Source organism: Segniliparus rotundus DSM 44985 (genome assembly GCF_000092825.1).
In the GTDB taxonomy this organism is placed as follows: domain Bacteria; phylum Actinomycetota; class Actinomycetes; order Mycobacteriales; family Mycobacteriaceae; genus Segniliparus; species Segniliparus rotundus.
On the sequence record NC_014168.1, the window covers coordinates 1,051,602 to 1,077,652 of the forward strand.

At 65.5% G+C, this 26,051-nt stretch carries 27 protein-coding genes; 17 read left to right on the forward strand and 10 right to left on the reverse strand.

Annotated elements, in window-relative coordinates; genetic code table 11:
• The first annotated feature begins 60 nt into the window (after positions 1 to 60).
• Positions 61 to 1,791, forward strand: coding sequence for a polyprenol phosphomannose-dependent alpha 1,6 mannosyltransferase MptB (gene mptB / locus SROT_RS05385; protein WP_013138003.1), 1,731 nt, complete (start codon positions 61 to 63; stop codon positions 1,789 to 1,791).
• Here the strand turns inward: mptB and SROT_RS05390 are convergent.
• Positions 1,784 to 2,404, reverse strand: a complete 621-nt coding sequence (locus tag SROT_RS05390; protein WP_013138004.1) for a GNAT family N-acetyltransferase — start codon at positions 2,402 to 2,404, stop codon at positions 1,784 to 1,786. The genes mptB and SROT_RS05390 overlap by 8 nt on opposite strands.
• A 147-nt stretch (positions 2,405 to 2,551) precedes the next feature.
• On the opposite strand from SROT_RS05390, the gene SROT_RS05395 reads away from it, so the two are divergent.
• The 6 genes from SROT_RS05395 to SROT_RS05420 all read left to right on the forward strand — a co-directional run bounded on the left by SROT_RS05395 (position 2,552) and on the right by SROT_RS05420 (position 8,197).
• Positions 2,552 to 3,013: an SAV_6107 family HEPN domain-containing protein gene (locus tag SROT_RS05395; protein ID WP_013138005.1), complete on the forward strand. Its 462-nt coding sequence runs from the start codon at positions 2,552 to 2,554 to the stop codon at positions 3,011 to 3,013.
• A gap of 148 nt (positions 3,014 to 3,161) precedes the next feature.
• Positions 3,162 to 3,572 carry a DUF3040 domain-containing protein gene (locus SROT_RS05400; protein WP_013138006.1) on the forward strand — a complete coding sequence of 137 codons (411 nt, stop codon included), beginning with the start codon at positions 3,162 to 3,164 and terminating at the stop codon, positions 3,570 to 3,572.
• Between the two features lie 195 nt (positions 3,573 to 3,767).
• Positions 3,768 to 4,199: a division/cell wall cluster transcriptional repressor MraZ gene (gene mraZ / locus SROT_RS05405; protein WP_013138007.1), complete on the forward strand. Its 432-nt coding sequence runs from the start codon at positions 3,768 to 3,770 to the stop codon at positions 4,197 to 4,199.
• 125 nt (positions 4,200 to 4,324) lie between these two features.
• Positions 4,325 to 5,284, forward strand: a complete 960-nt coding sequence (rsmH, locus tag SROT_RS05410) for a 16S rRNA (cytosine(1402)-N(4))-methyltransferase RsmH (RefSeq protein WP_013138008.1) — start codon at positions 4,325 to 4,327, stop codon at positions 5,282 to 5,284.
• An 89-nt stretch (positions 5,285 to 5,373) separates the two neighbouring features.
• On the forward strand, positions 5,374 to 6,324 hold the full coding sequence (ftsL, locus tag SROT_RS05415; protein ID WP_245535366.1) for a cell division protein FtsL: 951 nt from the start codon (positions 5,374 to 5,376) through the stop codon (positions 6,322 to 6,324).
• The gene (locus SROT_RS05420; protein WP_013138010.1) at positions 6,317 to 8,197 is read left to right on the forward strand and encodes a peptidoglycan D,D-transpeptidase FtsI family protein; all 1,881 of its coding nucleotides are present in this window, start codon (positions 6,317 to 6,319) and stop codon (positions 8,195 to 8,197) included. Before ftsL ends, SROT_RS05420 begins: the two co-directional genes overlap by 8 nt.
• On the opposite strand, the gene glpX is transcribed toward SROT_RS05420, so the two are convergent.
• A complete protein-coding gene (gene glpX, locus SROT_RS05425) occupies positions 8,194 to 9,216 on the reverse strand; it encodes a class II fructose-bisphosphatase (RefSeq protein WP_013138011.1) in 1,023 nt (340 codons plus the stop codon). The two genes, SROT_RS05420 and glpX, sit on opposite strands and share 4 nt — an antisense overlap.
• A gap of 125 nt (positions 9,217 to 9,341) precedes the next feature.
• On the opposite strand from glpX, the gene SROT_RS05430 reads away from it, so the two are divergent.
• The 4 genes from SROT_RS05430 to SROT_RS05445 all read left to right on the forward strand — a co-directional run bounded on the left by SROT_RS05430 (position 9,342) and on the right by SROT_RS05445 (position 13,667).
• A complete protein-coding gene (locus SROT_RS05430; RefSeq protein ID WP_013138012.1) occupies positions 9,342 to 10,037 on the forward strand; it encodes a sensor domain-containing protein in 696 nt (231 codons plus the stop codon).
• A gap of 20 nt (positions 10,038 to 10,057) precedes the next feature.
• The gene (locus tag SROT_RS05435) at positions 10,058 to 11,569 is read left to right on the forward strand and encodes a TldD/PmbA family protein (RefSeq protein ID WP_013138013.1); all 1,512 of its coding nucleotides are present in this window, start codon (positions 10,058 to 10,060) and stop codon (positions 11,567 to 11,569) included.
• Entirely contained in the window at positions 11,566 to 12,948 is a 1,383-nt protein-coding gene (locus SROT_RS05440; RefSeq protein WP_013138014.1) for a metallopeptidase TldD-related protein, read from the forward strand. Before SROT_RS05435 ends, SROT_RS05440 begins: the two co-directional genes overlap by 4 nt.
• A 104-nt stretch (positions 12,949 to 13,052) precedes the next feature.
• Positions 13,053 to 13,667, forward strand: coding sequence for a DUF4245 domain-containing protein (locus tag SROT_RS05445; RefSeq protein WP_013138015.1), 615 nt, complete (start codon positions 13,053 to 13,055; stop codon positions 13,665 to 13,667).
• 13 nt (positions 13,668 to 13,680) lie between these two features.
• On the opposite strand, the gene SROT_RS05450 is transcribed toward SROT_RS05445, so the two are convergent.
• The 3 genes from SROT_RS05450 to SROT_RS05460 all read right to left on the reverse strand — a co-directional run bounded on the left by SROT_RS05450 (position 13,681) and on the right by SROT_RS05460 (position 16,095).
• Complete coding sequence (locus SROT_RS05450) at positions 13,681 to 13,929, reverse strand: exodeoxyribonuclease VII small subunit (protein ID WP_013138016.1); 249 nt, start codon at positions 13,927 to 13,929, stop codon at positions 13,681 to 13,683.
• Complete coding sequence (xseA, locus tag SROT_RS05455) at positions 13,926 to 15,176, reverse strand: exodeoxyribonuclease VII large subunit (protein WP_013138017.1); 1,251 nt, start codon at positions 15,174 to 15,176, stop codon at positions 13,926 to 13,928. Before xseA ends, SROT_RS05450 begins: the two co-directional genes overlap by 4 nt.
• A gap of 82 nt (positions 15,177 to 15,258) precedes the next feature.
• Positions 15,259 to 16,095: a hypothetical protein gene (locus SROT_RS05460; protein ID WP_187288063.1), complete on the reverse strand. Its 837-nt coding sequence runs from the start codon at positions 16,093 to 16,095 to the stop codon at positions 15,259 to 15,261.
• A 114-nt stretch (positions 16,096 to 16,209) separates the two neighbouring features.
• Here SROT_RS05460 and SROT_RS05465 point away from each other — a divergent pair, with 114 nt between their 5' ends.
• A complete protein-coding gene (locus SROT_RS05465) occupies positions 16,210 to 17,169 on the forward strand; it encodes a 4-hydroxy-3-methylbut-2-enyl diphosphate reductase (RefSeq protein ID WP_013138019.1) in 960 nt (319 codons plus the stop codon).
• A gap of 39 nt (positions 17,170 to 17,208) precedes the next feature.
• Here SROT_RS05465 and SROT_RS05470 read toward each other — a convergent pair whose 3' ends face one another.
• A complete protein-coding gene (locus SROT_RS05470) occupies positions 17,209 to 18,102 on the reverse strand; it encodes a DUF6542 domain-containing protein (RefSeq protein ID WP_013138020.1) in 894 nt (297 codons plus the stop codon).
• A 99-nt stretch (positions 18,103 to 18,201) separates the two neighbouring features.
• On the opposite strand from SROT_RS05470, the gene ychF reads away from it, so the two are divergent.
• From ychF to SROT_RS05485, 3 genes are all read left to right on the forward strand, one after another.
• On the forward strand, positions 18,202 to 19,281 hold the full coding sequence (gene ychF / locus SROT_RS05475) for a redox-regulated ATPase YchF (protein WP_013138021.1): 1,080 nt from the start codon (positions 18,202 to 18,204) through the stop codon (positions 19,279 to 19,281).
• 166 nt (positions 19,282 to 19,447) lie between these two features.
• On the forward strand, positions 19,448 to 19,681 hold the full coding sequence (locus SROT_RS05480) for a hypothetical protein (protein WP_041406970.1): 234 nt from the start codon (positions 19,448 to 19,450) through the stop codon (positions 19,679 to 19,681).
• A gap of 435 nt (positions 19,682 to 20,116) precedes the next feature.
• Positions 20,117 to 20,593: a hypothetical protein gene (locus SROT_RS05485; protein ID WP_013138023.1), complete on the forward strand. Its 477-nt coding sequence runs from the start codon at positions 20,117 to 20,119 to the stop codon at positions 20,591 to 20,593.
• 251 nt (positions 20,594 to 20,844) lie between these two features.
• Here the strand turns inward: SROT_RS05485 and SROT_RS05490 are convergent, their stop codons facing one another.
• From SROT_RS05490 to SROT_RS05510, 4 genes are all read right to left on the reverse strand, one after another.
• A complete protein-coding gene (locus SROT_RS05490) occupies positions 20,845 to 21,105 on the reverse strand; it encodes a type B 50S ribosomal protein L31 (protein WP_013138024.1) in 261 nt (86 codons plus the stop codon).
• An 807-nt stretch (positions 21,106 to 21,912) separates the two neighbouring features.
• On the reverse strand, positions 21,913 to 23,202 hold the full coding sequence (locus tag SROT_RS05500; RefSeq protein ID WP_013138025.1) for an acetyl-CoA hydrolase/transferase family protein: 1,290 nt from the start codon (positions 23,200 to 23,202) through the stop codon (positions 21,913 to 21,915).
• Positions 23,199 to 24,029: an HpcH/HpaI aldolase/citrate lyase family protein gene (locus SROT_RS05505; protein ID WP_013138026.1), complete on the reverse strand. Its 831-nt coding sequence runs from the start codon at positions 24,027 to 24,029 to the stop codon at positions 23,199 to 23,201. The genes SROT_RS05500 and SROT_RS05505 overlap by 4 nt, the downstream gene beginning before the upstream one ends.
• Positions 24,026 to 24,562 carry a MaoC family dehydratase gene (locus tag SROT_RS05510; RefSeq protein ID WP_013138027.1) on the reverse strand — a complete coding sequence of 179 codons (537 nt, stop codon included), beginning with the start codon at positions 24,560 to 24,562 and terminating at the stop codon, positions 24,026 to 24,028. The genes SROT_RS05505 and SROT_RS05510 overlap by 4 nt, the downstream gene beginning before the upstream one ends.
• 869 nt (positions 24,563 to 25,431) lie before the next feature.
• Here SROT_RS05510 and SROT_RS16700 point away from each other — a divergent pair.
• Together SROT_RS16700 and SROT_RS05520 are read left to right on the forward strand one after the other, a co-directional pair.
• Complete coding sequence (locus SROT_RS16700) at positions 25,432 to 25,761, forward strand: WXG100 family type VII secretion target (RefSeq protein WP_013138028.1); 330 nt, start codon at positions 25,432 to 25,434, stop codon at positions 25,759 to 25,761.
• Complete coding sequence (locus tag SROT_RS05520) at positions 25,758 to 26,048, forward strand: WXG100 family type VII secretion target (protein WP_013138029.1); 291 nt, start codon at positions 25,758 to 25,760, stop codon at positions 26,046 to 26,048. Before SROT_RS16700 ends, SROT_RS05520 begins: the two co-directional genes overlap by 4 nt.
• The last annotated feature ends 3 nt before the right edge of the window (positions 26,049 to 26,051 follow it).

A 26,051-nucleotide genomic window follows, 5' to 3' on the forward strand; every position in this document is an offset into this window, starting at 1 on the left:
CAAGCTCGATGTGACAACGGGTGGATGTGCTTTTTCAGGAATTGAGGAGAGGAGCAGCTGTTGGCTATCCCAATGATAGGAGATGAGGCGCAGAGCGTCCTCTCTGCGGCATTGAAGCCGGGCAGCGAGACGGAATCCGACGAGGCGAGTTCTGCGGCCGCGCTCAGCAAGGGCTGGACGATCGCCCTCGGCGCTCTTGGCGCCTGCCTGCTGGCGTTCATCAGCGTCGCGGTCGCCGGAGGCCTCAAGCATGACCAGGCCCTTGAGGAGACGCATCTTTCTTGGATGCGCTTCGGCCACGGCCGGGACATCTCGACGTACCTCGGCTGGCTCGGGCTCTGCCTCGTCATCTTGGCCTGGGTCCGCGCGGGCCGGTTGGTCCTTGCGGGCGTTGTCGGAATGCGCTGGCTCGTCCGCGCCATGGCTTCCTGGGTGGCCCCGCTCCTCGTGGCCGCGCCGCTCTACACCCGCGACCCGTACTCCTACCTCGCCCAAGGCGCGCTGCTCCGCGACGGGCACAACCCGTACAGCGACGGCCCGGTGATGAACCCCGGGATCTACGCGGACAACGTCGCGGAGGTGTGGTCCACCACCGGTTCCCCGTACGGCCCGCTGTTCATGCTCATCATGAAGCTGCTCACCACCGTTGTGGGCAACCACATTGTCCCAGGCGTGATCCTCACCAGGATCATCATGCTGCCAGGGGTGGCGCTGACCTTCTGGGCGGTTGTGGCTCTGTCCAAGCACTTCGGCAAGAAGCCCGAGGCCGCTGTCTGGCTGGTGCTGCTCAACCCGCTCATGGTGGTGAACGTCATCGGCGGCGCCCACAACGAGATGCTGATGGTCGGCCTGTTGACCTCTGGCCTGGTTTTGACCTTGCGCGGCCAGCAGCACTGCGGCGTCGCGCTCGTGGTGACTGCCGCGTGCGTCAAGGCGACCGCTGGTTTGGCGCTGCCGTTCGTCGGTTGGATCTGGTTGGCGCAAATCGCGCGTCAGAACAGCCTCACCATGAGCGCTCGGCCTCTGTCGGCTTTGGGGGAGTACGCCAAAGTGGTCGCCAAGGTCGTCGCCATCACTGTCGGCTTGTTCGCCCTCTTCACATTCGTCGCGGGCGTCGACCTTGGCTGGAGCGATCAGATCTCCGACACCCTAGTCGTCGTGAACTGGTTGGCCGCGCCCACTGCCGTGGCGCAGCTGTTGACCATCACGATCGGCCAGCTCTTCGACTGGAACATCCAGAGCGTCCTCGACACGACTCGGAGCGTCTTCACGGTCGCCTTGGCGGCGGCTTTGGCGGCCTTCTGGTGGCTCTGGCGCGAACCGCTCTGGTCTGTGCAAGAAGCGTCAGTGACCGAATCCAGCCGTCCCGGCCTCTCCGGCAAAGCGGAGCGTTTCATCCGACAGCAGTTCGCGGGCGACACCAGTCAGACTGTTGGCACTCGGGCACTGGTGGGAGCCGTTTTGGCCATGATTGCCACGATCGAGTTCACGGCAGCCTCGTTCCCCTGGTACTTCAGCTGGCCGCTGGCCATCTCTGCCGTTTTCGTCGTGAACGGTTCCTCGACAGTGCGGTCCGTGGTGGTGTTTTGCTCCGCTGCGCTCCTCTTCATGTTCGGTTTGAACGGCGACCAGCAGATGTACTCGGTTCCGGCGATGCTCTTTGGCGCCGTGGTGTCGTTCCTTGCCGCCGCCACGTTTTGGCGCAAGAAGAAGCCAAGCGTGCGAGAGCCGGGCGACGACGAGAGTTTGGTGAACGAGGAGCGTTCGGTGAGGGAACTGTCCTTCAGCTGATCGGCGCCCCTGGCTCGGCGACCCGCTCAAGGGGCAGCGACCGGCCGAGAATCCCGAATGGCCGCGCGTCCCCTGGGAACCGCATCTGGCGGATGACGTCGACAAAGCCCAGTTTGCGGTAGAGCCGCCACGCGCGGTTTGCCTCCAAAGCGACCTCTGGGGTTGAAAGCAGCACATGCGACTCGGTTCTGCCCGACATCAGACGGCGCAGCAATGTCTCGCCGACGCCGAGCCCCTGCAATCCGGGGCGGACATGTATCTCGGTGAGTTCCACGTAGTCGTCCAGCATGCCGGTGGCCAACCGGCCGCCTTGCCCAAACCGATGCGCGGCTCTCGCGACATGTTGGTGCCAGGGCAGGTTCGGGCTTCCTGTGTAGGCGTATGCGAACCCAATGAGTTCGTCGCCGCCGTTCGCGCTTCGTCCGGGCGTGAACGCGCCGACAGCCTGCCAGCCTGGTCGCTGCGTGTCATCGCGCCAAGGCTGGGCCCGGTAGGAGATCACATCGGGCGAGTACCCCATAGCGGTGATGTACAGGGTGAGCGCGTCATGGAGCCTTGCCAGGAAAACTGTCGCCGATAGGTCGCGCACCTCCAGCCCAGTGAGGTTATCCAACGAACGCCACCTTTTTGTCAGTGCCCTTGTGCACAATCTTCTCAAGTGATTGGCCCGCCGCGGCGAACGTCGCCGCGACAGGCCTGATGTCACCACCATAACTGTGAGGCCTGGTTTTTGGTTTCACCCACCCGGAAGTGAGGAACGATGAAGATCACAAGAACCTTCAAGCACGGGGCCATGACGTTTGTCCGGGGCAGCAAGCCGGGGCTTTGCGGGGAACTGCTGCGCAGGGCTGACGCCCGCTTGTTCGCAGCGATGGAGCCGGGAGACCCGCTGGAGCGGTTCTTGCGGGCCTATCAGGCGGCGCTCGGCGGCGCCGGAGCCCTGCTCGTCTCAGTCGAACAGCCAGGAGGCAGGCGGGCGGACCGCAATGCTTGGGCTCGGCTTGCGAAAGTCCCCGGTTTCGAGCTGTGGGCGCAACATTTTCATCGGACCTCGAAGATGAGGGCACTGGCTCAGGCCGGGACGGCGGACGTTCCGGACGAGGAGCAACTGCATGGTTTTGTCCGCCAGGTCGGCGAGTTCCTCTGCGATGTGGAAGATTTCTTGCGGGCAGGGGCCGGTTGCGGAGCAGTCCAATCCGAGCGGGAGCGCAAGACCGCGTGAGCTGCTGAGGGGCTCAAATTTCTGGCCGAGCCCGCGTGACGTCCGGCGGAAGGGGGCGTATGATTTCTGCAAGAGGTGTTCAAGTAAGCGGACCCTCCCTACCGAGTGCTGATCGCCTTGGCGAAGCGAAGACCTGAGGAGGGATGCTATGCCACTCTCTGAACATGAGCAGCGGGTGCTCGACGAGATCGAGAGCGCCTTGTACGCAGAGGACCCCAAGTTCGCGTCCGCGTCCTGGGGCAAGGGTCTTCGGGCTCCGTCGAGCAGGACCGGCCTCCAAGCCGTGGTCCTCTTCTCGGTCGGCCTGGTGCTTCTCGTTCTTGGAGTGGTTCTTCCGTTCCGTTTCCCCGGCTCTTTCCCCATCCTGAGCCTGGTCGGATTCGTCATCATGTTCATCGCTGGCATCCGCTGGCTTTGGTCCTCGGGAGACTCTGGCGCGGTCGGCGGTGAGAACCGGCCTCGGGGCGCGCAGGCTCGTCAGGCCTCCGGAGGGAATCGCAAGGCAGGTCTGAGCGAGCGCATGGAGAACCGTTTCCGCAGACGGTTCGAGCGCGAGTAGCGGCCCCCCACTTCCACCCACCCGGCGCAAAAAACCCGGATCAGGTCGTTTCCACCTCCTGATCCGGGTTTTTTCTTGTCTTTTTCCTTTTGTGTGGCCAAATGTGTTGGAAAGTGGGGGAAAGTGGGGTAGTGTGGTGGCTACGTCCAGGAAAACCTGACGTGGTCGGTACGGGTAAGGAGCTGAGGTGAGGCCATGTTTCTCGGCACTTACGCTCCTCGGCTCGACGACAAAGGCAGGCTCACGCTCCCCGCGAAATTCCGCGAAGCGCTCGCAGGGGGGCTCGTGGTGACGAAAGGTCCGGACCGCAGCCTCGCGGTGTACCCGAGGGATCATTTCGCCGAACTGGCCAGGAAAGCCGCCGCCGCGTCCAGGTCGAATCCGCAAGCGAGGGCGTTTGTGCGTAATTTCGCCGCAGGCGCGGACGAGCAGCGTCCAGACGCGCAGGGCCGTGTCGTCCTGTCGACCGACCATCGCAGATACGCCGGTTTGCGCAGGGATTGCGTGGTCAACGGGGCAATCGATTTTTTGGAGATCTGGGACGCAGAGGCTTGGCAGCGGTACGCCGAGGAGAACGAAGAGGGCTACGTGCAGGCGCAAGACGCTTCTCTCGACGGGATTTTGTAGGCATGGCGGCCATGCTCTCGTCTTCGACGGCCAGCCGAATGCCGATCTGGCGCGCTTCCCCGGCGCCAGATCGGCATTCGGCTGGCCGTCGAAGACGAGGCGGCTCGTTGTCCAGAGGAGGCCTGATGTCAGCGCAAGAGCCGCAACACGTTCCTGTCCTGCTGCACCGGGTCGTGCAGCTCCTGGCCCCAGCGCTGAGCGCGCCCAATCCAGTCCTCGTGGACGCCACACTCGGCCTTGGCGGCCACACGAAGGCGCTTCTGGAGCGCTTCCCAGCGTTGCGGGTGGTCGGTGTTGATCGCGACGAGAAGGCGATCGAGGTGGCCCGCGCTCGCCTCGGCGCGTTGGCTGATCGTGTTCGTTTCGTCCACGCTCGCTTTGACGAAGTGGAGCACGCGCTCGGCGACGAGGCCGCGAACGGTTATTTGCTCGACCTCGGGGTGTCCTCGATGCAGCTCGACCAAGCCCAGCGAGGTTTCGCCTACTCGAAAGAGGCCCCGCTCGACATGCGCATGGACTCCTCGGCGGAGCTCACCGCAGCGGAAGTTCTGGCCACATACGAGGAGCGCGAGCTGGCCCGCGTCCTGAGAACATACGGCGAGGAGCGGTTCGCCTCCAGGATCGCGGCCGCGATAGTCCGCAGGAGGTCCACGGCCCCGCTCTCCAGCAGCGCCGAGCTTGTCCGGCTCATCGACGACGCGATCCCCGCGAAGGCGAAACGCACTGGAGGGCATCCGGCGAAGCGCACATTCCAAGCGCTCCGAGTCGAAGTGAACGACGAGCTCGGCAGCCTCAGGGCGGCGTTGCCGAAGGCCCTCGCCGCCCTTGCGCCTAGTGGCCGCATCGTCGTTCTCGCCTACCAGTCGCTTGAGGACCGGATCGTGAAAGAAGCATTCGCCCGAGCGACGACTTCTCGGACGCCGATCGGACTCCCGGTCGAACTCCCTGGTTTCGCGGCGGAATTCGTCTCGCTCACCCGTGGAGCAGAATTGGCGAGCGACGAGGAGATCGCGCAGAACTCCCGCGCCGCGTCGGTTCGGCTTCGCGGTGTCGAAAGGATTCCCCACGCAGAGGTGGACCGGTGACGCGCAACGGAGCAAAGGCGAGTGCCGCCCCCGCGACGCGGCAGCGTTCAAAAGCAGCCGCTCGCGCCTTGCGGCGCCGCGATATGCGCATGGGCCACGGCAGCGAACGGCGCCCGATTGTGGAGTCGAGCCGTCGGCAAGCGAGCCGCAACGCTTCGAAGGGATTCGCCCGCTCGGCCCTGCCGTCGCTGCCGGACGGGGAGAAGCTCTGGTGGATGATCGCCGTTCCGTCCAGAGAACTGCTGCGCCGGGTGCCTTTTGTGATTGGCGTTATGGGGCTTTTAGCCGTGGGGCTGGTCGCGACGCTCTGGCTCGCGACCAGGTCCACAGAGGACGCTTCGACCCTTTCCGCGATGCGCGGGCACAACCGCGAGCTCCAACAGGAGCAGGAGCGGCTTGAGCGCGATATGGAGCGTGGCCAGTCAGTGACCGAGCTCGCTCGGCGGGCCGGGGAGCTCGGCATGGTGCCCGCCAGGGACGTCGCAAAGTTCGTGCCGCAACCGGACGGCTCTGTGCAAGTCGTCGGCGACCTCAAGCCCGCAGAGGGAGCGCCAGAAGTGCCGCTCGACGGCGAGCCCTCGAAACCAGGCGATCCGTCCAAGAGGCAGCCGCCCGTTCCGAACAACTCCGGAACGTCGCACGAGGCAGCTCCTCCGCCCGCCGCACCTGCCCCCACCGAGTTGGACGACTCCGTGGAACGGGTCCGCCCGTCGCAGATCGCGCCCGATTCCCCCGACCAGGCCCCGCAGGCCGAAGCGCCCGAGCAGACGCAGCCCGGCTCCGCCGACCCGCAGGTTTCTTCGCTTCCGCCGGTCAACCCGGTGTCGCCGCTGTCGCAGACGGCGAACCAAGCTTCGACTGCGCAGCCCTCCGATATGTTCCCAGGGCTTCCCGCCGCGCCTGCGCCGCAAGCAGGGAGCCCTGCGCCGCTGGACCCCGCGCCTCCCCCGCTCCAGGCCCCCGACCCAGTAGCATCCCTGCCAAACACACCGGCCCAATCACAGCACATGGACCAACCCGAACAGGAATCGCATGAGTGACCGAGCCCGCCGAACCGCGTTCGCCGCGGCCCGCGCGCCGCTCGCCAAATTGCGCGGCCCGCTGCACTGGTTCACCGCTCGCCGCAGGGTCGGGCTCGCAGTGACGTACCTCGCGCTCGGCGCGGTGGCGGTGCAACTGGTCTTCATCCAGACGATTTGGGCCGATCATTACAACTCGGAGGCCGCGAACCAGCGTTCGGTCACCATCGTCGACCCCGCCGTGCGCGGCGTCATCACCGACCGCAACGGTCGCAAGCTCGCGTTCACCGTCCAGTTGCGCAAGCTCACGTTCCAACCGCAGCGGATCCAAGCGAAATTCGAGAAAGAACACGCCGCGCACCCTGCGACCGCTCCTGCGGCGCAGGACAAGCTGGCGCAGATCGCCAAGGGCGTACACGACGCGCTCGGCGGTTCGGTGGGCGAGACGGAGCTCTTGGCCAATTTGCGGTCCGACAAGTCCTTCGTTTATCTCGCCAAACAGGTGGACCCGCAAGTCGCGGAGAAGATCTCCGAGCGTTTCCCGGACGTCGGTTCAGAGCCGCAGAACGTCCGCGTCTACCCGAACGATTCCCTCGGGGCCAATCTCGTCGGCTCGACCGGCGACGAAGGCCACGGCCAGATCGGGCTGGAAGCGAGTTTGGACTCTGAGCTCGCGGGCCATGACGGCGCAGTGACCTATGACCGGACCAGCGACGGCGGCGTCATTCCAGGGAGCTGGAGAGACCGCCGTCCTGCCGTGAACGGCTCGGACGTGCAGCTCACCATCGACGCGGACACGCAGTACTACGTGCAGGAGCGGCTCCAAGAGGCGCTCGTGAAATCGGGCGCGAAACATGTGAGCGCGGTGGTGCTGGACGCGAAAACCGGCGAAGTGCTGGCCATGGCCAATGATTCGACGTTCAACCCCGCGCTCGGCCTTGGCAACGCCAATCCAGACAGCTTGGGGAATCTTGCTGTTTCCAGCCCGTTCGAGCCCGGCTCTGTGAACAAGGTCATCACTGCTTCGGGAGTCATCGAATACGGTCTCTCGACCCCGGACGAGGTGATCCCTGTGCCGGGCCTGCTCCAGATGGGCGGGGCGACGATCCACGACTTCCTCGGCCACGGCACTCTGCACTACACCACGACCGGCATCTTCGGCTTCTCGTCCAATATCGGCACGCTCATGCTGGCGCAGCGTCTCGGGGAAGACCGATTCATGGACTTGGTCAACAAGTTCGGCCTCGGGCAGCGCACCGATGTCGGCCTGCCGGGGGAGAGCGAAGGACAAGTCCCGCCGCGCGACCAATGGTCCGGCTCCACCTTCGCGAACCTGCCGATCGGCCAAGGCTTGTCGATGACCCTGTTGCAGATGACCGACATGTACCAGGCCATCGCGAACGACGGGTTGCGGATGCCGCCCCGGATCATCCGCTCCATCGCAGGCCGTCTGGAGCCTCGGCCTGCCGGGGTCCAGGTCGTCCGGCCGGAGTCGGCGCGGACTGTGCGCGACATGTTCCGCGCGATCACCCAGAAAGACCCCATGGGCTATCAGCAGGGGACCGGCTCCACCGCTCGCGTCGCCGGGTATCAGATCAGCGGCAAGACCGGAACCGGCCAGCAGGTGAACCCGGACTGCGGGTGCTACTACGAGGACTTCCACAACAACATCACCTTCGCCGGCATCGCCCCAGCAGACAACCCGAGGTTTGTCGTGGGCCTGTACATGGACGCGCCGCCCAGGGGCGCGGACGGGTCCGGCCACCAGACGGCCGCCCCGCTTTTCCATGAGATCGCGCAATGGATGCTCACGCATTACGACGTGCCGCTCTCGCCCGAGCCCGCCCCGTGGTTCACCTTGAACGAGGACGCGCCGTCGCAGGACCCTCGCTAAACGAGGTCGCTGTACTCTTTGAGCTTCGTGATCCGGTGGTCCGCGTCGATGATCCGGACCGTGCCGGAGGTCGAGCGCATGACAATGGTCTGCGTCGTGGCGCGGGAGCCGTGGTAGCGGACCCCGCGCAAAAGGTCCCCGTCGGTGACCCCGGTGGCGGCGAAGAAGATGTTGTCGCCCGCGACGAGGTCTGTGGCGTGCAGGACTCGGTTGAGGTCGTGCCCAGCGTCGACGGCCTTCTGGCGCTCGGCTTCGTCGGTCGGTGCGAGGACGGCTTGGAACGCGCCGCCGAGGCAGCGGATCGCGGCGGCGGCGATGATGCCTTCCGGCGTCCCGCCGATCCCCATCAAAATGTCCGTGCCCGAGCCAGGCCGGGCAGCCGCGATCGCGCCCGCCACATCGCCGTCAGAGATCAGGCGGATCCGCGCGCCGGTCTCTCGGATCTCACCGATCAGATCGTGGTGGCGGGGCCGGTCGAGGACGACCACGGTGACGTCCGACGGCTCGACCCCTTTCGCCTTGGCGACCCGGGCGATGTTCTCGGCCGTGGACGCGGTGATGTCGATGACGTCGGCGGCTTCGGGGCCGGTCGCGATCTTGCGCATGTAGAAAACAGCAGAGGGGTCGAACATCGCGCCCCGGTCGGCCACGGCGAGGACGGCGATGGCCCCGGGCATCCCCTTGCTCATGAGCGTGGTGCCGTCCACAGGGTCCACGGCGACGTCGCAGTCGGGGCCGTCGCCGTCGCCGACCTCTTCGCCGTTGTAGAGCATCGGGGCGTTGTCCTTCTCGCCCTCGCCGATCACGACGACGCCGCGCATGGACACGGTCGCCAGCAATTGGCGGATGGCGTTGACAGCCGCCCCGTCGCCAGCCTCTTTCTGGCCTCTCCCCACCCAACGCCCCGCGGCGAGAGCGCCGGCCTCGGTGGCGCGGGCGAGTTCCATCGCGAGGTTGCGGTCTGGCGAGACCGGGTGGGCGGGAACCTCGTGATGATGCGTGCCAGAAGGGGAAGTCATAGATCGGAAGTGTAGTAGACCCCTCTGCGGAGCGTGCGGTTTGCTGCTAGCATCGGCTCTACCTGATGCGGCGGGGCGGCATGTGACCGCCCCCAGGCATTCCCCTGAGGAGGTGAGCGTCAGTCATGAGACCGCGTGCCGCTGTGCTTGCTCTCGTTTTGCTGGCCGCGCTCACCCCAGGATGCGGGCCAGCTCAGCAGTCACAGGGCCCGAAGCCTGCCGTCGCGGAGCGAGCGGGCCTGGACGATCCGGTTCTGCCGTTGTCGCCGACGCTCAACCAGTTCCTCAAACCTGAGGTCACTGAGCTCTCTTGGCACGACAAGCCCGACTCCTCGGAGTGGTCGGTCATGCCCGCCGAATGCCAGCTGGTGGGAGAAGCGGGCTACGCCGACCAGTGGGGGCAGTCCTGGACGAAGTTCCGAAGGCTTGTCCTCGCCGACGCGAAGAGCGCCCACCCCCCGTTCGTCGACACGGTGAGCGATGTCTGGATAGAAGAGATCATGGTGCAATACCCCGGCGAAGCGGCAGCTCGGAGCGCCTATGACGGCATGACCAGAAATTTCTCCAGATGCGACAACCGGATGATCTCTTCGAAGAGCAAACTGGGCACGGTCACCCCGTGGCTGCCCAAGGTGCACGAGCTCACCTCCAGCAAAGCGAGATGGGAGAACCTCCAAGGCGGTTCGACATACTGGGGCTGCGCCTCTGAGGCGAGGCTGAGCGGCTATTCCATCGTGTCGGCGACCTTGTGCAGCCGTGACCCCAAACGCGCCGAGACGGTGGCCAAAATTGCCGACCTGATGGGCGACGTCCGCGCATAAGGGGCTGTAGGCTCGCTCATATGCCTTCCGTCGATTCGGATTTCTTAGCCTTGCCGCTCGGGCAGCTCGCCGACGCGGCGCTGTCCGAGGCCAGATCGCTCGGGGCGAGCCACGCGGATCTGCGGGTGCATCGGCTCGCCGAGGAGTCGATCAGCCTGCGCGACGCGAAACCGCAGAGCGTCACGAGCGCGACCCGTTCGGGGTTCGCGGTGCGGGTCCTCGTGGACGGCGTGTGGGGTTTCGCGTCCAGCGTGAGCATGACCGCGGAGTCCGCTGTCCTCGTCGCCAAGCAGGCCGTCCTCATCGCTCGCTCGCTCGCCCCGCTCGCCGTGGAACGAGTCCAGCTCGCGGACGAGCCCGTCTATCCGGACGCCGTCTGGGTGGGCGAGTACGAACGCGACCCGTTCTCCGTGCCGACAGCGGAGAAAGTGGCGCTGCTCGCTGACTATTGCGGGCGCCTTCTCGCCGCGGATCCCGTGGCGCACGCGACAGCGCACGTCCTGACGGTCAAAGAGCAGAGCTTCTACGCCGACCTGGCAGGGTCTCGCGTCACCCAGCAGCGCGTCCGACTGCATCCGCAGCTCGAGGCGACCACCGTCGACCAAGCAGCAGGCGTGTTCGAGACGATGCGCACCCTCGCCCCGCCGGTCGGCCGAGGCTGGGAGTACCTGGACGAGCGGGGCAGTTGGGACTGGGCGGACGAATTGGCCCGCATGCCGCAGCTGCTCGCCGAGAAGGCCAAAGCCCCAAGCGTCGCAGCGGGGCCGACCGACCTGGTGATCGCGCCTTCCAACCTTTGGCTCACCATCCACGAGTCCATCGGCCACGCCACGGAGTACGACCGGGCCATCGGCTACGAAGCGGCTTACGCGGGCACGTCGTTCGCGACCCCGGACAAACTCGGAGCGCTCCAATACGGCAGCCCGATCATGCACGTCACGGCCGACCGGAACATTGCGCACGGCCTCGCGACCGTCGGCTGGGACGATGAGGGCGTGGCCACCGGGCGTTGGGACATCGTCAAAGACGGCTTGCTGGTCGGTTACCAGCTCGACCGGGCATTCGCGCTCCGCCTCGGCCTTGACCGCTCCAACGGCTGCTCGTACGCCGATTCTGCGCACCACGTGCCGATCCAACGGATGGCGAACATATCTCTTGAACCGGACCGGCAGACCGACCGCAGCACGCAGGAGCTCATCGGCGCGGTCGAGAAAGGGATCTATATCGAGGGCGACAAGTCGTGGTCCATCGACATGCAGCGCTACAACTTCCAATTCACCGGGCAGCGGTTCTGGCGGATCGAAGGCGGCAAGCTCGCCGGCCAGCTGCGGGATGTGGCGTACCAAGCGACCACCACGGACTTCTGGGGCTCCATGGAGGCCGTCGGCGGCGAGAGCACCTGGGTTTTGGGGGGCGCGTTCAACTGCGGCAAAGCGCAACCAGGACAAGTCGCAGCGGTCAGCCACGGCTGCCCCTCTGCCTTGTTCCGGCAAGTCAGAGTGCTCAACACCGCGCAGGAAGGGAAGGCATGAGCAGGCAAGCGCCAAGCGCGCAAAATCTTGTGGACGCGGCGCTCTCCATCGCGAAGGCCGACCAGACCGCCGTCATCGTGCAGGAGAAGAGCGAAGCCTCGTTGCGCTGGGCGAACAGCACCATGACGACGAACGGCGTGTCCTTTTCCCGTTCGGTGTCCGTGGTCTCGGTGGTCGGCGAGTCCGTCGGGACGCGCACCGCCACCGTCGCCGACCCGGACGAGCTCGCCGAACTCGTCGCGGGCAGCGAAGCCGCCGCGCGGTCATTGCCCGCGGCAGAGGGAGCTCTCCCGTTTGTCGACGGCGCCGTCGACGGGGATTGGGGCAGCCCAGCTCCGACCACGGACGTCGAAGTCTTTTCGGGCCTCGTCCGAGACCTGCCGAAGGGCTTCGGCTCCGTGCCGCAGTCGTCGGCGGGCCGGGGCGGGGCGACGTTGTACGGTTTCGCGCACCACGAGCTCACCACCACTTTCCTTGGATCGTCCACGGGGCTGCGCAAGAGGTTCGCCCAGCCCCAAGGCTCGGTCGAAATCAACGCGAAACAAGGAGCGGCCAGCGTTTGGGCGGGCCGGAGCACCGAGGACTTCGCCGACTTCGACACAGACGGGCTGCTCGCGGAATTGTCGAACAGGATCTCGTGGTCGAGCAAGAAGATCGATCTGCCCGCAGGGCGCTACGAGACCATCCTGCCGCCCGGTCCAGTCGCCGACCTGCTCATCTACTTGTACTGGTGCATGGAAGGGCGTTCGGCGCAGGAGGGCCACAGCCCGTTCTCCCGCGCGGGCGGCACCCGCGTGGGGGAGCGGCTCGGCTCGCTGGGCCTGTCCCTCTACAGCGACCCGGCAGAACCGGGCCTCGCATGCGCGCCCTTTGTGGCGACTGCGGAGTCGGGGGATCATCTGTCTGTTTTCGACAACGGCCTGGACATCAGCCGCGTCGACTGGATCAAGGACGGCGTCATCGAGCGCCTCGTGTACCCGAGGGCGCTGGCCGCGAAGTTCGGGCAGCCGGTCGCGGTGCCGGCGGACAACCTCGTCCTGACCGGAGGGCAGGGCAGCACCGAGGATCTGGTGGCGCAGACCGAGCGAGGCCTGTTGCTCACCACCCTGTGGTACATCCGCATGCTCGACCCGGCGACGTTGTTGCTCACGGGCCTCACGCGCGACGGGGTGTACCTCGTGGAGGACGGCAAGGTGGTGGGCGAGGTGAACAACTTCCGCTTCAACGAGAGCCCGCTCGACCTCCTGCGCCGGGCCAGCCAAGCGGGAGCGTCCGAGCGGAGTCTGCCAAGGGAATGGAAAGACTACTTCCAGCGCACAGCAACCCCGCCGTTGCGGATACCCGATTTCCACATGTCATCGGTCAGTCAAGCCACATAAGCGATTTCTCTCGTCAGGGCGTTGGCGGTGAAGGCTTTGCGCGTCCCGCGCAGCTTGCGGCTTGGGAATTGGCGCGCGACCGGAGCCCCTGGCAGACTAGACAGATGAGCACGCAGAAGAAGCACCGGTTGCTGCACGACCAGCGAGACATGCTGCTGTCGCTCGCGCCGCTGGTGCTCGGCTGCCTCCTCGTCGCGGGGCTCGCGGGGCAATGCAGCTTTTCCCCTTCCGGTTTCTCCGGGCCCGCGAAGGCCGTGAGCGAGATCAAAAATGTGGACGCGAAGCGATCGCTCGAAGAGGCCGCGCGGTTCTTCCCGTTTCCCGTCCGCACGCCGGTCGCGCCCGAGCAGTGGCGCACCATCGCGGTGGACCGAGGCGAGATCAATAGAGTGAATATGAAAAACGCCGGCCTGCGGTCCGAGCAGATCTCGGTGAACTATCTGAGCCCGGCCGGCCGCGCCTACCGGCTCACCCAGACCGACGCGGCTGTTGCCGATGTGATCTCCTGGCTGGGCTTGGCGAAGAGCGAGGACAAAGGCGCGCGCGACACCGGCGCAGCGCATTGGGCGGTCGTGGGACAAGGTCCGAACAAGGCGTGGATTTGGGATGATGGCCGCTCAAGAATCGCGCTTTGCGCCACGAACGGCGACGACGGCGCGTTCGAGCGCCTCGCCGCCGCAGTGGTCGCAGCTCCGATCGCCCACGCCGAACACGAATAACCGGCCACAGGGTTCAGTGATGCGGTTCTTCTGATTCCGGGTCAGCGGCTGCCTCTTCCGCTTCGTTCAAGACCGCTTCCACCCGCTTGGAGGCGCCGTCAAGGTGCTCTTCGCAGCGTTTGACCAGTGCTTCGCCGCGCTCCCACAGCGCCACGGACACATCCAGGCTGAGCCCGCCCTGTTCGAGCTGGCGCACCACGTCGACGAGTTCCTCCCGGGCCTCTTCATAGCCGAGTTCTTGGGTCGGACGGGTTTCAGTCACGGGATCTCCTTCGTGGTCATCGCGCCGAGCAGTCCGTCCGCGAGGCGAATGCGCAGGCGGTCGCCGGGTTTGGTCTGCGCGGGGTCGCGAACGAGCTCGCCATCCGCTCCCTGCACCAAGGCGTACCCCCGCGCGAGCGTCGCAGCTGGTCCGAGCGCGGCGAGCCGTGCGGCTGATGCGGCGACCGCGTGGCGCTCGTGCTCGATTTGGCGCTGAACGGAACGCCGCAGCGTGTCTCTGGCGCCACGCAGGCCTTCGGCCCGAGCGCGGAGCATGGCGTGCGGGTCTGAGAGGGCCGGCCGGGCCGCGAGCGAGGCGATCCGGGCCTGCTCGCGCTCCACCCAGCCGCGCAGCGCGGCGGCGGAGCGGCCTCGCATCTCATGGAGCCTGCTGCGCTCCACCGCCACATCTGGGACCACGCGTTTCGCCGCGTCCGTTGGAGTCGCGGCGCGCACGTCGGCCACATCGTCGCTGAGCGGGCGGTCCGTTTCGTGCCCGATCGCGCTCACCACGGGCACAGGGCACGCCGCCACAGCTCGGCAAAGCGACTCCTCCGAGAACGTCAGCAGGTCCTCGACGCTGCCGCCGCCTCGGGCGAGGACGATCACTTCGACTTCTGAGGACGCCTGCAGCTCTTTGAGCGCGGCGATCACCGCCTGCGCCGAGCCAGGTCCTTGCACGGCGACTTCTCGCAGGTGAAACCGCACCTGAGGCCAGCGGGCCTTCGCGATGGACAGCACGTCTTGCTGGGCGGCGCTGGCCCGGCCGGTGATGAGGCCGACGCCGCCGGGCAGGAACGGCAACGGACGTTTGCGCCTCGGGTCGCTGAGGCCTTCGGCGGCGAATTGTTTTCGCAATCGTTCGATGCGGGCCAAAAGTTCGCCGACGCCCACCGCGCGGATCGTGTCCGCCCAGATCGCGAGCGTTCCTCGAGCGGTGTAGAAGGAGAGTTTGCCGTGCACCACGACCTCTGCGCCCTCCTTGATCTCAGGGTTCCCTTTGAGCAGCCCCATGGGGCACATGATCTGCAAGGAGGCGTTTTCGGCGGTGTCGCGCAGCGTGACAAAAGCGGCTCTGGCGCCATGCCGGGCGCTCAATTCGGCGATTTGCCCGGTGATCCAGACGGCTCCGAGCCGATCGATCCAACCGGCGATCTTCATTGCCACGGTCTTCACCGGCCACGGATTGTCCTCGCCGTTTGCCGCAGCCTCGCCCAGGGTGGCACTTTTGTTCGGGGAAGCTGTCATGCGCGGATTCCCGACGAATTTTTTGGCCGTGCGGCCACGATGGGATGTTCTGTCATGCTGGCCGAGGCTCGCCGGAGTTCTCTCATGCCTCCGACGTGGTGATCCGGTTCTCCAACAAGGTGATGAACGGGGGGCGGTTGTCGTTGTCCCGTTCGAAGGACAGCAGCTCGCGCAGCTCGGGGACGCTGAGGTTTCGCGCCCGCGCCCGCAACTGCGCCAAGGAGAGCGTCTCGTACTCGAGGTATTCGACCAACTCGGGACGGTTTCCCCGGCTCGCGGGGGCTGTTGTCGGCGCTTGAGATTTCGGTTCGGACAGCTTGGGCTCGGATGTGCGCGCGGTGGAGCTTTTCGGAGCCGGCGGCTTCTTCGCGGTGGTCTTGGACGCCGCGGGCTTCGACCGGGCCGGCGGCTTGGACGAAGCCGGTTTCTCTGTCTTCGGCTTTGCGCTCGTAGGCTTCGTGGCGGTGGGCTTGCTCGTGGCGGGTTTGGCCGAAGCGGGTTTCGCGTTAGCCCGCGACGTGGGCGTGGCGCGTTGCCTGGTTTGCTCCGGCTTGGGCTGCTCGCCGGGTTTCGCCGCGGATGAGGGCCTTGGCCGCGTGATCGGGGCGACCGTCGCGACTTGCTCCGCGTCGGCCAGTGCCGGAGGCGGGATCTCGTCGTCTTCGTCCTCGTCGAACGTGGCCCACGAGGGTTTTTCCTCTGGCTTTTGGAAGATGAGGTCCAAAGTCTCGTCGCCCTTGATGACCAACGAGTTGAAATTCTGTTGCAGCCGCAGCGCGGACGAAACCGCGTTCGTCACCGCTTGGACCGGCAGCGAGGCCAGGTTCACGGGAATTTTCTTGATCTCGTCGGGGAGTCGGGAGATGTCTTCTTGCACCTGCCCGGTCCACGACCGGAAGTCTTCGTAACTTTTCGCCAACGCGCCAATAGCGAATCGGACCAGTACTGGGGGGCGATTGGGCTCCCTTTCACCACTCATACGCCCATAGTGCCACAGGGAGGACAGGGGCGCCAGGCTCGGTATCATGAAGGCGTGGCTGTTTTGTCGACGGACCAGAAAGTCGTGTTTCTGGCTTCGCCCCGTGGTTATTGCGCAGGTGTGGACCGAGCCGTGCAGGCCGTCGAGGAGGCGTTGGCTCGTTACGGCGCCCCGGTGTACGTCCGCAAGGAGATCGTGCACAACCGGCATGTGGTGGAAACCCTCGCCGAGCGGGGCGTGGTCTTCGTCAACGAGGCCGACGAAGTGCCGGACGGGGAGTTGCTGGTCTTTTCCGCGCACGGCATCTCGCCCGCGGTCCGGGACCTCGCGTCCGAGCGCGGCCTGCGCACGATCGACGCCACCTGCCCCCTGGTCACCAAAGTGCACCAAGAGGTCAAACGCTTCGCGCGCGACGACTACGACATCCTGCTCATCGGCCACGAGGGCCACGAGGAAGTCGAAGGGACTTCGGGGGAGGCTCCCGAGCACGTCCAGCTCGTCGACAGCGTCGAAGCGGTCGGGAGGGTGCGGATCCGTGACGGCGCGAAACTCGTCTGGGTCTCGCAGACCACCCTCAGCGTGGACGAGACGATGCAAATCGTCACCAGGCTGCGCGAACGCTTCCCGCATCTGCAAGACCCGCCGAGCGACGACATCTGCTACGCCACCCAGAACCGGCAGGTCGCGGTGAAGGCGATGGCTCCGGACTGCGACCTGGTCATCGTCGTCGGCTCGCGCAACTCGTCGAACTCGGTGCGGCTCGTGGAGGTCGCCCTCGGGGCCGGGGCCAAGGCCGCGCAGCTCGTGGACTACGCCAAAGACATCGATCCGGCATGGCTGGACGGAATCAGTTCGGTCGGCGTCTCCTCGGGAGCCTCTGTGCCGGAGATCCTTGTGGAGGGCGTGCTGGAGATGCTCGCCGGGCACGGTTTCTGCGAGGTGCGGCAAGTGGTCACCGCCCAAGAGACAGTTGTCTTCAGCCTGCCCACGGGTGTTCGGGCGAGCCGCAGATAATTCTTCATGCCTGTGCTGAACGAGCCCTTTGGGCGCGCTTCAGTCTTCGTAGTCGTAGCGCCGTCTGCGTGGGGCCTGCCTCGGCTCAGGCGGCGCGGGCACCCGTGCGGGCGGCAGGACGTGCCTGGCGTTTCGGGAAGGCGACGAACCGTTCCTGGTCGGCGGCTCCTGGCGGTAGCGCGCCCCGTTCGGCAGGGGAGGCACGTCTCGGACGGGGGCGTGCCGCAGGGATTCGAGGCCGCGCGGGTCGATCCTCGGTCGCGCCTGGCCGCTGATCTTTCGGGCGGCAGTTCTGCGCTCGGGGGGGAGTTCTATCCGACGGCGCGGGCCGAGCGGAAGGTCCCTGGGTTCTGGCCTGTCGGCGAAGCCGGGCTTTCGCGCGGGGACGTCCGGCGAGCCCTTGTGCCGGCGCGGCGGCGCAACGGAGGACGCCGCGCGGCGTTCGCCGGACGGCTTCGTCGCCTTGGTCTTCGCCCGTCGCGCGGCGACGCTCTCACGGCGCGCGGCGAGGCGCCAAAGCGCCCATCGGACGAGGCAGATCGCCAGCACCACCCCGGAAACCCACGCCATCCACGGGAACCGGCTGATGAGCGGGAGGGCGATCAAAACGACGGCCTTGGTCGAAGCCTGCTGCCCCGGGGAGATGAGCCACGTCGTCAAAGGCACGGCGACGAACAGGATCAACGAGGGCTGCACGGCCGCCGTGAACAGTCCCGCGTTCGCCACCACGAGCGCCGCGAGCACGCAGCCGATCGCGTAGAGCCAGTTGAACGCGCCAGTGACCGAGGGCGCCGACGTGAGAATGTCACCGGCCGCGCCGAGAGCGGTGCATCCGACAGCAATGGCGACTGCGCCCCACCAGGGCACACCGGGCAACCCGCCCAGCGCTGAGCGCTTCGGCAGGGGGGCTTCTGGCCTCTCGGTCGATCTCACGGGCACCCTGTAAAGGTACCGGTTCTTGTCGGATTCGTGTGCATTCGGGCGCTCGCTCTGGTGTGTCGAACCCAGCGGCCAGGGTAAAGTCAACGCCTTGTGAGCGTAACTCTTGGCATCGTCGGGCTGCCGAACGTCGGCAAATCCACTCTGTTCAACGCATTGACCCGAGCGGGCGTGCTCGCCGCGAACTACCCGTTCGCCACTATCGAGCCGAACGTCGGCGTGGTGTCGCTGCCGGACAAGCGCCTCGACGTGCTCGCGGAAATTTTCGGCTCAGAGCGGACCGTTCCCGCCTCGGTGACCTTCGTGGACATCGCGGGCCTGGTCGCCGGCGCGAGCGAGGGCGCAGGGCTCGGCAACAAGTTCCTCGCGAACATCCGCGAGGCCGACGCGATCTGCCAAGTGGTCCGCGCGTTCGCCGACCCGGACGTCGTCCATGTGGACGGCAGGGTGGACCCGAAGTCGGACATTGAGACCATCGAGACCGAACTCGTGCTCGCCGACATCGCCACCGTCGACAAGGCTTTGCCGAGGCTCTCGAAAGAGGCGAAGAACAAGAAAGACCTCAGCGAGACGCTCGCCGCCGCCGAACAAGCCGCAGCGGTCCTCGCGGAGGGCAAGACGCTCTTCTCGGCGCGGGACAAAATAGACCTCGAACTTCTCAAAGAGCTCTCGCTGCTCACCACGAAGCCCTTCCTTTACGTCTTCAACGTGGACGAGGCGGTGCTGACCGACCAAACCCGCATCGCCGAGCTCAAAGCCTGCGTCGCGCCGAACGAGGCCGTGTTCCTCGACGCGAAGATCGAGTCTGAGCTTTTAGAGTTGGACGAGGAGTCCAAGGCCGAGCTGCTGGAATCCATCGGGCAAAACGAGCCGGGCTTGGACGCGCTCGCCCGTGAAGGGTTCCGCACTCTCGGGCTGCAGACGTACCTCACCGCGGGCCCCAAAGAGGCACGGGCTTGGACTATCCGGCAGGGGGACACCGCGCCGAAAGCCGCCGGAGTGATCCACACCGACTTCGAGAAGGGCTTTATCAAGGCCGAGGTGGTGGGTTTTGACGATTTGGTGGCCGCCGGGTCCCACGCGGCGGCCAAAGCGGCCGGCAAGGTCCGCATGGAAGGCAAGGACTACGTCATGGCCGACGGCGATGTCGTGGAATTCCGTTTCAACGTCTGAACGAGCAGCTCATCAGCGCATTCTAATGCGTGCAACACACAGTGCCCGCGCCGCGTTTGTGTTTGCGGCCCCGAACATGGCCGAGTCACCTCGCCGAGCGTGTGTGAGCATCGCGACGCCATGAGACCGCTGACAAAGGCCGGGGCAGCCCCCTATGTTGGAACCTATGTCTGACACAGCGATCGCGATCCTCTTGGCGATCAAGCGGATCTGCGAGGACCGCCAGTTGGAATTACGGCACTCGTATTTGACTGAGGCCGAATACCAGGAGATAGACGAGGCGCTGGCCGAACTTGGCTACAAGGAAAGCCACGGCGACACCAGCGAATGGGAGGGCGCCCTGCGCGCGGCCCTCTTCGGACGAGAACTCGCAGGCAAAGCCGATCCCTCAAGAGGCTAGGTCCGGCCCCGCCCAAGGCGACGGCGCGGCCGAGGCGCAGCAGGGTGGGGCCGCTCCCGTGCGACCGGTTGCATGCGTTGATGCTCATCGGGCCCATGCGCGGCGCTCTGCTGTCGTTTTTCCACGGACCTTATTTTTCACCGGGCGCGGCTGAGCGAAGGCCGCCGTCGGATACGTGTTTCTCTCTCGCTGCGCAGCGAGGTCTCGGCATTCGCCTCGAGCGGGCCGGCGCGCAAGTTTTCCGCTCTGAGCAAGCCTTGGGGCAGCCGGGTCTTCCCTGTGAGCGCACGAGGGGCGTACGATGCTCTCCGTATGTGATATTGCAGGGAAAATTCCAAATCGACGGCAGGTATTTGTGGGAAATCGCTCTGTCGGAACCGTCCAAGCTCAGCGAGCCGCGGTCACGCGATTTCTGTCGGAAAGGAAAACAGCATTATGTTCAAGACCTCATCGAAGACTCTGGGCTCTCTGGTGTGCTCAGTGCTCCTGATTGGCGGATCGGCCGCGTGCAGCAAGGGCGGGCCGGGATCCTCGGCCTCTGTGGTGACGTACGAGGTCACCGCCCAAGGGGAGGGCAAAGTCAGAGTCTCTTATTTGAAAAAAGTCCCCCCGAAAGACACTCCTGTGAGCGCTACTGAGGCAAGCGACTATGTCGCTGTCGAAGTCGTGCCCCTGCCGTGGAAGAAGCAGGTGACCCTTGACGGTGGCAGCGACAACAGTTTCCTCACCGCCGCCTTTGACCCTTCCTCGGTGGAGATCGGCGCGGGCGGTGTCAAACTTCCCGGTTTGAACTCGATCCAGTATTCGTGTTCCATCAGCGCGCTCGGGAAACAAATCGACCAGAAACAAGGCTCTGGGACGCTCACATGCGAAGGCCCTGACGCCAAGAGCCGCGTGCAAGGCCTCAACTAACACTGCTGTGTGCGTGAGCCTCTCGAGGAGCGGCAGACACGACGGGCAAAAGAGGCTGGTCCGTGAGAATCACGGACCAGCCTCTTTTGCCCGTCGCAGTCATGCGACAATGTCATTGTCAAGCAAGAGCGCTGTGTTCAGGCAAGGGCGCCGATATGGCGGGATTCGAGCCAACAGCGCACCGCCCAAGCGGGTCTCCGCGCAGAGGGAGCCCCCTGGATTGTGGGCGCCGCCGCTCGGCCTTATGGCAATCAGGCTCCTTTGCGGGAGCGGTTTCCGTACTTGCGGTTGAACTTCTCGATTCGGCCTTGGCTGTCCAGCATGCGCTGCGAGCCGGTCCAGAACGGATGCGAATCCGAAGTGACGTCCACAACGATCAAAGGGTAGCTGTTGCCGTCGCTCCACTCGGTCTTTCGGTCGCTGTTCGCAGTCGAGCGGGTGATGAATTGAGTTCCAGTGTTCGCGTCCTGGAAGACGACGTAGCGTGATTCGGGGTGGATTCCGGGTTTCATGTCTGTTCCTTTCCATTGATCCGGGCATGGGGCGATTCAGTTGTCACGGCAAAAACGACAGCCAGTCCCAAACGGGGCCGCCCCATCTCGCTCAGCGCGTTCGAGCAGAACGGTTTCGAAACCACCCATAAGACCCAACGGTCGCGGCGTTGTTGCTCGCCAAGTATACGCGCACCTGATCATGCGCACGTCAAAGCCGCAACAAAGTCAGGCTGTTATGCTACGCCGTCAGCCTGGGCGCTGCAACCAGGGCGCGGCACGGCCTCGAGAAGCCAGCCCGGAGAAGCAGGCCACGAGCAGGCAGAAGAAAGCAAAACGCCCTGGTCGGCGTTTCGGCAGACCCGGGCATTTTCATTGTCTCAACCAACAGCGCCGGGGTGGCGGGATTCGAACCCGCGGCATCCTCGTCCCGAACGACGTCGGAGAAATCGTTGGTTGGCATGGGGTGATCTTGGCAGGGGAGACGCGTCGCTCGAGAAGGTTTCTGCCGACTCTCGCAAACGTTGGGAACGTCGGCATGATCGAGGGAGCAGCGGAGCTGCTGCGTGCCGAAGTGGCCGCACACCGGCCGCGGTCCGAGAGATCTCAGACGACGGTGCGCCGCCGAGAGGGCATGGGCATGAGCGCCCCCATACTGGGGTCGGCCGAGCCAAGCGAACCCTTCCCGGCGCGCTCTGCGTCATCCAGGCGGCGGGTGTCGCCCAGCCATGGCATGAGGGCGGCCCGCGTCCTGATGGCAGTCTTCGCGCGTTGCCCCGGGGGCAGTCTCAAGCGCGCGGTGCGACGCTTCGCGGTCCGGGCTTTCTTTCACATCAGCCCGGCCGCCTCGGCGCCGCGCGTCAGTTCCTCGCGGTGCTCGGGAGCTGCGATGGCGATGAGCGCCTTGGCCCGCTCGCGGAGGCTCTTGCCGCGCAGCCGGGCCACCCCGTGCTCCGTGACGACGTGGTCGACAGTGTTTTTGAGCGTGGTGACCACGCTTCCCGGGGTCAACTGGACGCGAATCCGACTCCGCCCGGCCGATGTCGCGGCATGCGTCACCAAGAACGCCTGCCCGCCCTCGGAGTACATCGCGCCTCGGGCGAAGTCCGTCTGGCCGCCGGACGAGGACCAGTACCGCCCTGCGATCGTCTCGCTCGCGGCTTGGCCCATGAGGTCCACTTCCGTTGTGGCGTTGATCGACACCACATTGCGCTCCTCTGCGATGCGCCTCGGGTCGTTGGTCAGGTCGACGGGCATCAACATGACTGCGGGATTGTCGTCCAACCAGTCATAGAGCTCGCGAGACCCGAGGCAGAACGTGGTGACGTGCTTGCCCCGCTGCTGACGTTTGCCCTCCCCGGTCGCGGCGCCGGACCGAACGAGCCGCATGAGCCCGTCGGAGAACACTTCGGTGTGCACGCCAAGGCCGCAGTGCCCGCACAGGAGTTCGGCCACTTTGTCGGGGGTCTTGCCGATGCCGAACTGCACGCACGCGCCATCGGGGATCCTGTCCACGATATGTTCTGCTATGGCGCGGTCACGCGGGTCGTCGCCCATGTTGTGGCGCTCGTAGAGCGGCCGGTTCACCTCGGTCCAGCCCGCCACCTGGCTGATGTGGATCTGGTTGAGCCCGTGTGTGCGGGGCATCTGGTGGTTCGCCTCGAGGAAGAACGGGGCCTCGCCGATGAACGCGGCGCAGTAGTCGGCGTTCGTGCCGAGCGAGAAGTAGCCGTGCTTGTCGGGCAGGCTCGCGCCCGCGATCACTATCCTGTTGCCCGTGTTCTCGCGAAGAAGGCGGGGCATTTCGGAGAAGTGGTTCGGGACCAGGTCGCACGCCCGGTCCCAGTACGCCTGCCGCGAGCCAGGGCCAAGGTAATAGTCCACATGGCGCAGCCGGTCTCGGAACTGGCCTCGGATGTACGCGCGATCGCGATAGGGGTCCATCTTGTGGATTCGCACGTGCGAGAGCCGCTCGTTTCCCGCTTCCAACGCGTCGACCAGCGATTCCGGCTCGCCGGCGAGGATCGGCGCGATCACGTCTGTGCCTGGCTGGATGTGGTCCAGGAGCCGCTCTGCGGGAACCGGGCCGAGAGCTGCGGGTCCCACAACTGCATTCATGGCGTGCTCGCTTCTTCGAGGATGTTCCGCGCTCGCAGGATCTGCGGCGCGTCGATCATTTCGCCTCCGACCCGCACTGCTCCGTGCGCGGACTCGGCGATGACTCGCTGCGCCCAATCGATCTCATCGCGCGTCGGGGCGAACGCTGCTGCCACTGGTGCGATCTGTCGAGGGTGCACGCAGAGCTTTCCGCCGAAGCCCATCACGCGGGCGTGGGCGGTCTCCTTGGCCAGGAGCTTCACGTCGTCGAGTTGCACGGTGGGGCGGGCGAGTGGCTTCGCCACCCCTGCTGCGGCTGAAGCGTTGACGATCCTGGACTCCGCGAAGGCGATGGACTCGGGCGCCAGCTGCGCCCCCACGTCCGCCGCGTAGTCGAGCGCCCCGAACGCCAACCGGAGCACATTCGGGTGCGATGCGAGCTCGAAAGACTGCTCCACCCCGAGGCCGCTCTCGATGAGCGCGACAAGGCGCGCAGCGGTCCCGAGCCGCTCGACCGCGAGCCGCACGTCGGACATGGTCGCTTTCGGCGTCATGACCGCGAGCAGCGGTCCCCGCGGAGCCAAGTGCGCGCGCAACGCTTCGAAATCGGCTTGCCCTTCGGGGCAGGATGACGAGTTCACCCGGACGACGAGCGCCGGGCCTTGGGCCGCGGCGCCCAAGTAGTCTGACACGGCGGCTCGCGCTGGTTCCTTGTGTTCGGCGGCGACCGCGTCCTCCAAGTCGAGGACCACGACGTGGGCGCCGCTCGTCGCAGCTTTCTCGAACCGTTCCGGGCGGTCGCCGGGGACGAACAGCCACGTCTTCGTGTTGGAGATCAGGCCGCTCATCGCAGCACCTTCAGGGCTGCTTCGTCCCATTTCGGCTCGACCGCTTCGGCGACGGGGCCGTGTCCGCGCTTGTACACCATAATTGTGCGCTCGAAGACGATCACCACTGTGCCGTCTTGTTTGAACCCGACGGTTCGGACGACGATGATGCCGACCTCGGGCCGCGATGCGGACTCTCTCGCGCTGAGCACTTCGGACTCGGAGTAGATGGTGTCGCCTTCGAACACGGGATGGGGCAGCCGCACCCTGTCCCATCCGAGGTTCGCGAAAACGTGTTGTGAGACATCAGTGACAGATTGTCCGGTGACCAGCGCGAGCGTGATGGTCGAGTCGACCAGAGGCTTGCCGAACTCGGTCTGCGCCGCGTAATGCGCGTCGAAATGCACCGGGGCGGAGTTCTGCGAGAGCAAGGTCAGCCAGATATTGTCCGTGCGGGTGAGCGTGCGGCCGAGGGGATGCCGGTAACGGTCCCCCACCGCGAAGTCCTCGTAGTATCTTCCATTCCAAGCTGTCTCCGGAATTTTTTCTGCCATAACCACTATTGTTGGGCCGTTATTCGGGAAAGTGAAATGCCGATCCCTTTTCGCTGTTATAGCGTGAGCGGATAAACGCACGTCCAATATGTTCTCAAGCGGCGGAAGAAGCAAACAAACAGATGTGAACACCCCAGCGGATCGTCCACGAGCGACACTCATGCCCAACTGATCGGATGGGTGGCCGCGGCGGCGGCGTGAAAAGCGGTCTCGCCGCCGCCCGAGCGTCCTATCGCGCGAGGTGCCGGAGAACCGGGGGCATATCAAAAGAAAGCAAGAGGGCTTGAGCAGTATCGCTACTGCTCAAGCCCTCTTGTACTGTCTCAACCAACAGTGTCGGGGTGGCGGGATTCGAACCCACGGCCTCTTCGTCCCGAACGAAGTCGGCTCGATTGCTGTCGAGAGATGCCGTTGTGCCTCACTGTTGAATCCGCAGGCAAACCCCTGTTTCTCGAAGCTCTTCACGGACTATAGAACGTTTGTTCCCGTAGTGGTATAGATGGTTTTGCGGACCCGCTGCGTAGTGACTGCGTAGTTCGGCGGCTCGACAGGCAAGGACATCACCAGCGTGAAAGGCTCATGCATGCTTCCGTGGCCCGCATCCCTCATCTGCGATCTTCGCCTTTCGCGGGGGTCAGACCCGTACTCGAGGGGAGCGTCTTTGGCCCTCCGATGATGCCGACGCGATGTGGGGTTGGTACCCAGGGGAGAGTTTTACCTCGCAGGGCGTGCGTTCGTGGCTCTACGGCGATTTGGGGGCGTTGTCGCTGGTGGCGGGCGCGTGTGTTGACGTCTTTCTGGGTGGCTGCGATGATCGTGCGAAAGGCCGCACGTGGCGGCTTTTCTGTAGACGACGTGAGGAGCGGATCGTGGGCGACGGTCATGTGTTCGCGATCCCTGCTGACATTATCGACCTCGCGGTGCGCACGAGCCGTTTGGCTTCGCAGTTCGCGGAACGGCGGGAAAACCTCTCGAACCGCATGGCCGCCTTCCTTGACGGGGGCTGGTCGGGCGGGGCGGGCACGTCGTTCCGCGAGGCGTTCGCTTTGTTCGACCAGGGCGCGAAGGACGTGCAGCAGGGCCTTGATCTTCTGGGCGAGAAGGTCGGGGACGGGGCGCGCGAGTACCAGGCCCAGGAGCAGGCGAATCAGCGCGGTCTCACTATCCAGGGCGCTGGCGGTGGGGGGTTGAACTGGTGAGCGAGGGGTACCACGTCGATCACGAGACGTTGGCCGAGCGGGTCGATGACCTCGCGGATTTCGAGAAGCGGGCCGAGGAGGACATCGCGGAGGCCGAGCAGTTGGCGGCGGCCTATAAGCATTTGTGGGACTCGACCGCTGCCGAGGAATACCAGCGCGCGCACGCCCTGTGGTCGAAGGGAGCCGCCGAGATGCGCGCCGCGTTGGCGCATCTGCGCCAGTCGGGGGCGAACGCGCACGGCAACTACACCGCCGCGATGGGCGCGAACACCGGGTTCTGGAAGTAGGCG

What these genes read in the sequence shown, in the direction of transcription:
- SROT_RS05420 (WP_013138010.1), top strand. Translation starts at nt 6,317, where the DNA reads ATGAGTGACCGAGCCCGCCGAACCGCGTTCGCCGCGGCCCGCGCGCCG.
- SROT_RS05430 (WP_013138012.1), top strand. Translation starts at nt 9,342, where the DNA reads ATGAGACCGCGTGCCGCTGTGCTTGCTCTCGTTTTGCTGGCCGCGCTC.
- SROT_RS05445 (WP_013138015.1), top strand. Translation starts at nt 13,053, where the DNA reads ATGAGCACGCAGAAGAAGCACCGGTTGCTGCACGACCAGCGAGACATG.
- SROT_RS05510 (WP_013138027.1), bottom strand. Translation starts at nt 24,562, where the DNA reads ATGGCAGAAAAAATTCCGGAGACAGCTTGGAATGGAAGATACTACGAG.
- SROT_RS05395 (WP_013138005.1), top strand. Translation starts at nt 2,552, where the DNA reads ATGAAGATCACAAGAACCTTCAAGCACGGGGCCATGACGTTTGTCCGG.
- SROT_RS05500 (WP_013138025.1), bottom strand. Translation starts at nt 23,202, where the DNA reads ATGAATGCAGTTGTGGGACCCGCAGCTCTCGGCCCGGTTCCCGCAGAG.
- SROT_RS05485 (WP_013138023.1), top strand. Translation starts at nt 20,117, where the DNA reads ATGTTCAAGACCTCATCGAAGACTCTGGGCTCTCTGGTGTGCTCAGTG.
- SROT_RS05400 (WP_013138006.1), top strand. Translation starts at nt 3,162, where the DNA reads ATGCCACTCTCTGAACATGAGCAGCGGGTGCTCGACGAGATCGAGAGC.
- SROT_RS05440 (WP_013138014.1), top strand. Translation starts at nt 11,566, where the DNA reads ATGAGCAGGCAAGCGCCAAGCGCGCAAAATCTTGTGGACGCGGCGCTC.
- SROT_RS05505 (WP_013138026.1), bottom strand. Translation starts at nt 24,029, where the DNA reads ATGAGCGGCCTGATCTCCAACACGAAGACGTGGCTGTTCGTCCCCGGC.
- SROT_RS05490 (WP_013138024.1), bottom strand. Translation starts at nt 21,105, where the DNA reads ATGAAACCCGGAATCCACCCCGAATCACGCTACGTCGTCTTCCAGGAC.
- rsmH (WP_013138008.1), top strand. Translation starts at nt 4,325, where the DNA reads ATGTCAGCGCAAGAGCCGCAACACGTTCCTGTCCTGCTGCACCGGGTC.
- SROT_RS05435 (WP_013138013.1), top strand. Translation starts at nt 10,058, where the DNA reads ATGCCTTCCGTCGATTCGGATTTCTTAGCCTTGCCGCTCGGGCAGCTC.
- xseA (WP_013138017.1), bottom strand. Translation starts at nt 15,176, where the DNA reads ATGACAGCTTCCCCGAACAAAAGTGCCACCCTGGGCGAGGCTGCGGCA.
- mraZ (WP_013138007.1), top strand. Translation starts at nt 3,768, where the DNA reads ATGTTTCTCGGCACTTACGCTCCTCGGCTCGACGACAAAGGCAGGCTC.
- SROT_RS05480 (WP_041406970.1), top strand. Translation starts at nt 19,448, where the DNA reads ATGTCTGACACAGCGATCGCGATCCTCTTGGCGATCAAGCGGATCTGC.
- ftsL (WP_245535366.1), top strand. Translation starts at nt 5,374, where the DNA reads ATGGGCCACGGCAGCGAACGGCGCCCGATTGTGGAGTCGAGCCGTCGG.
- glpX (WP_013138011.1), bottom strand. Translation starts at nt 9,216, where the DNA reads ATGACTTCCCCTTCTGGCACGCATCATCACGAGGTTCCCGCCCACCCG.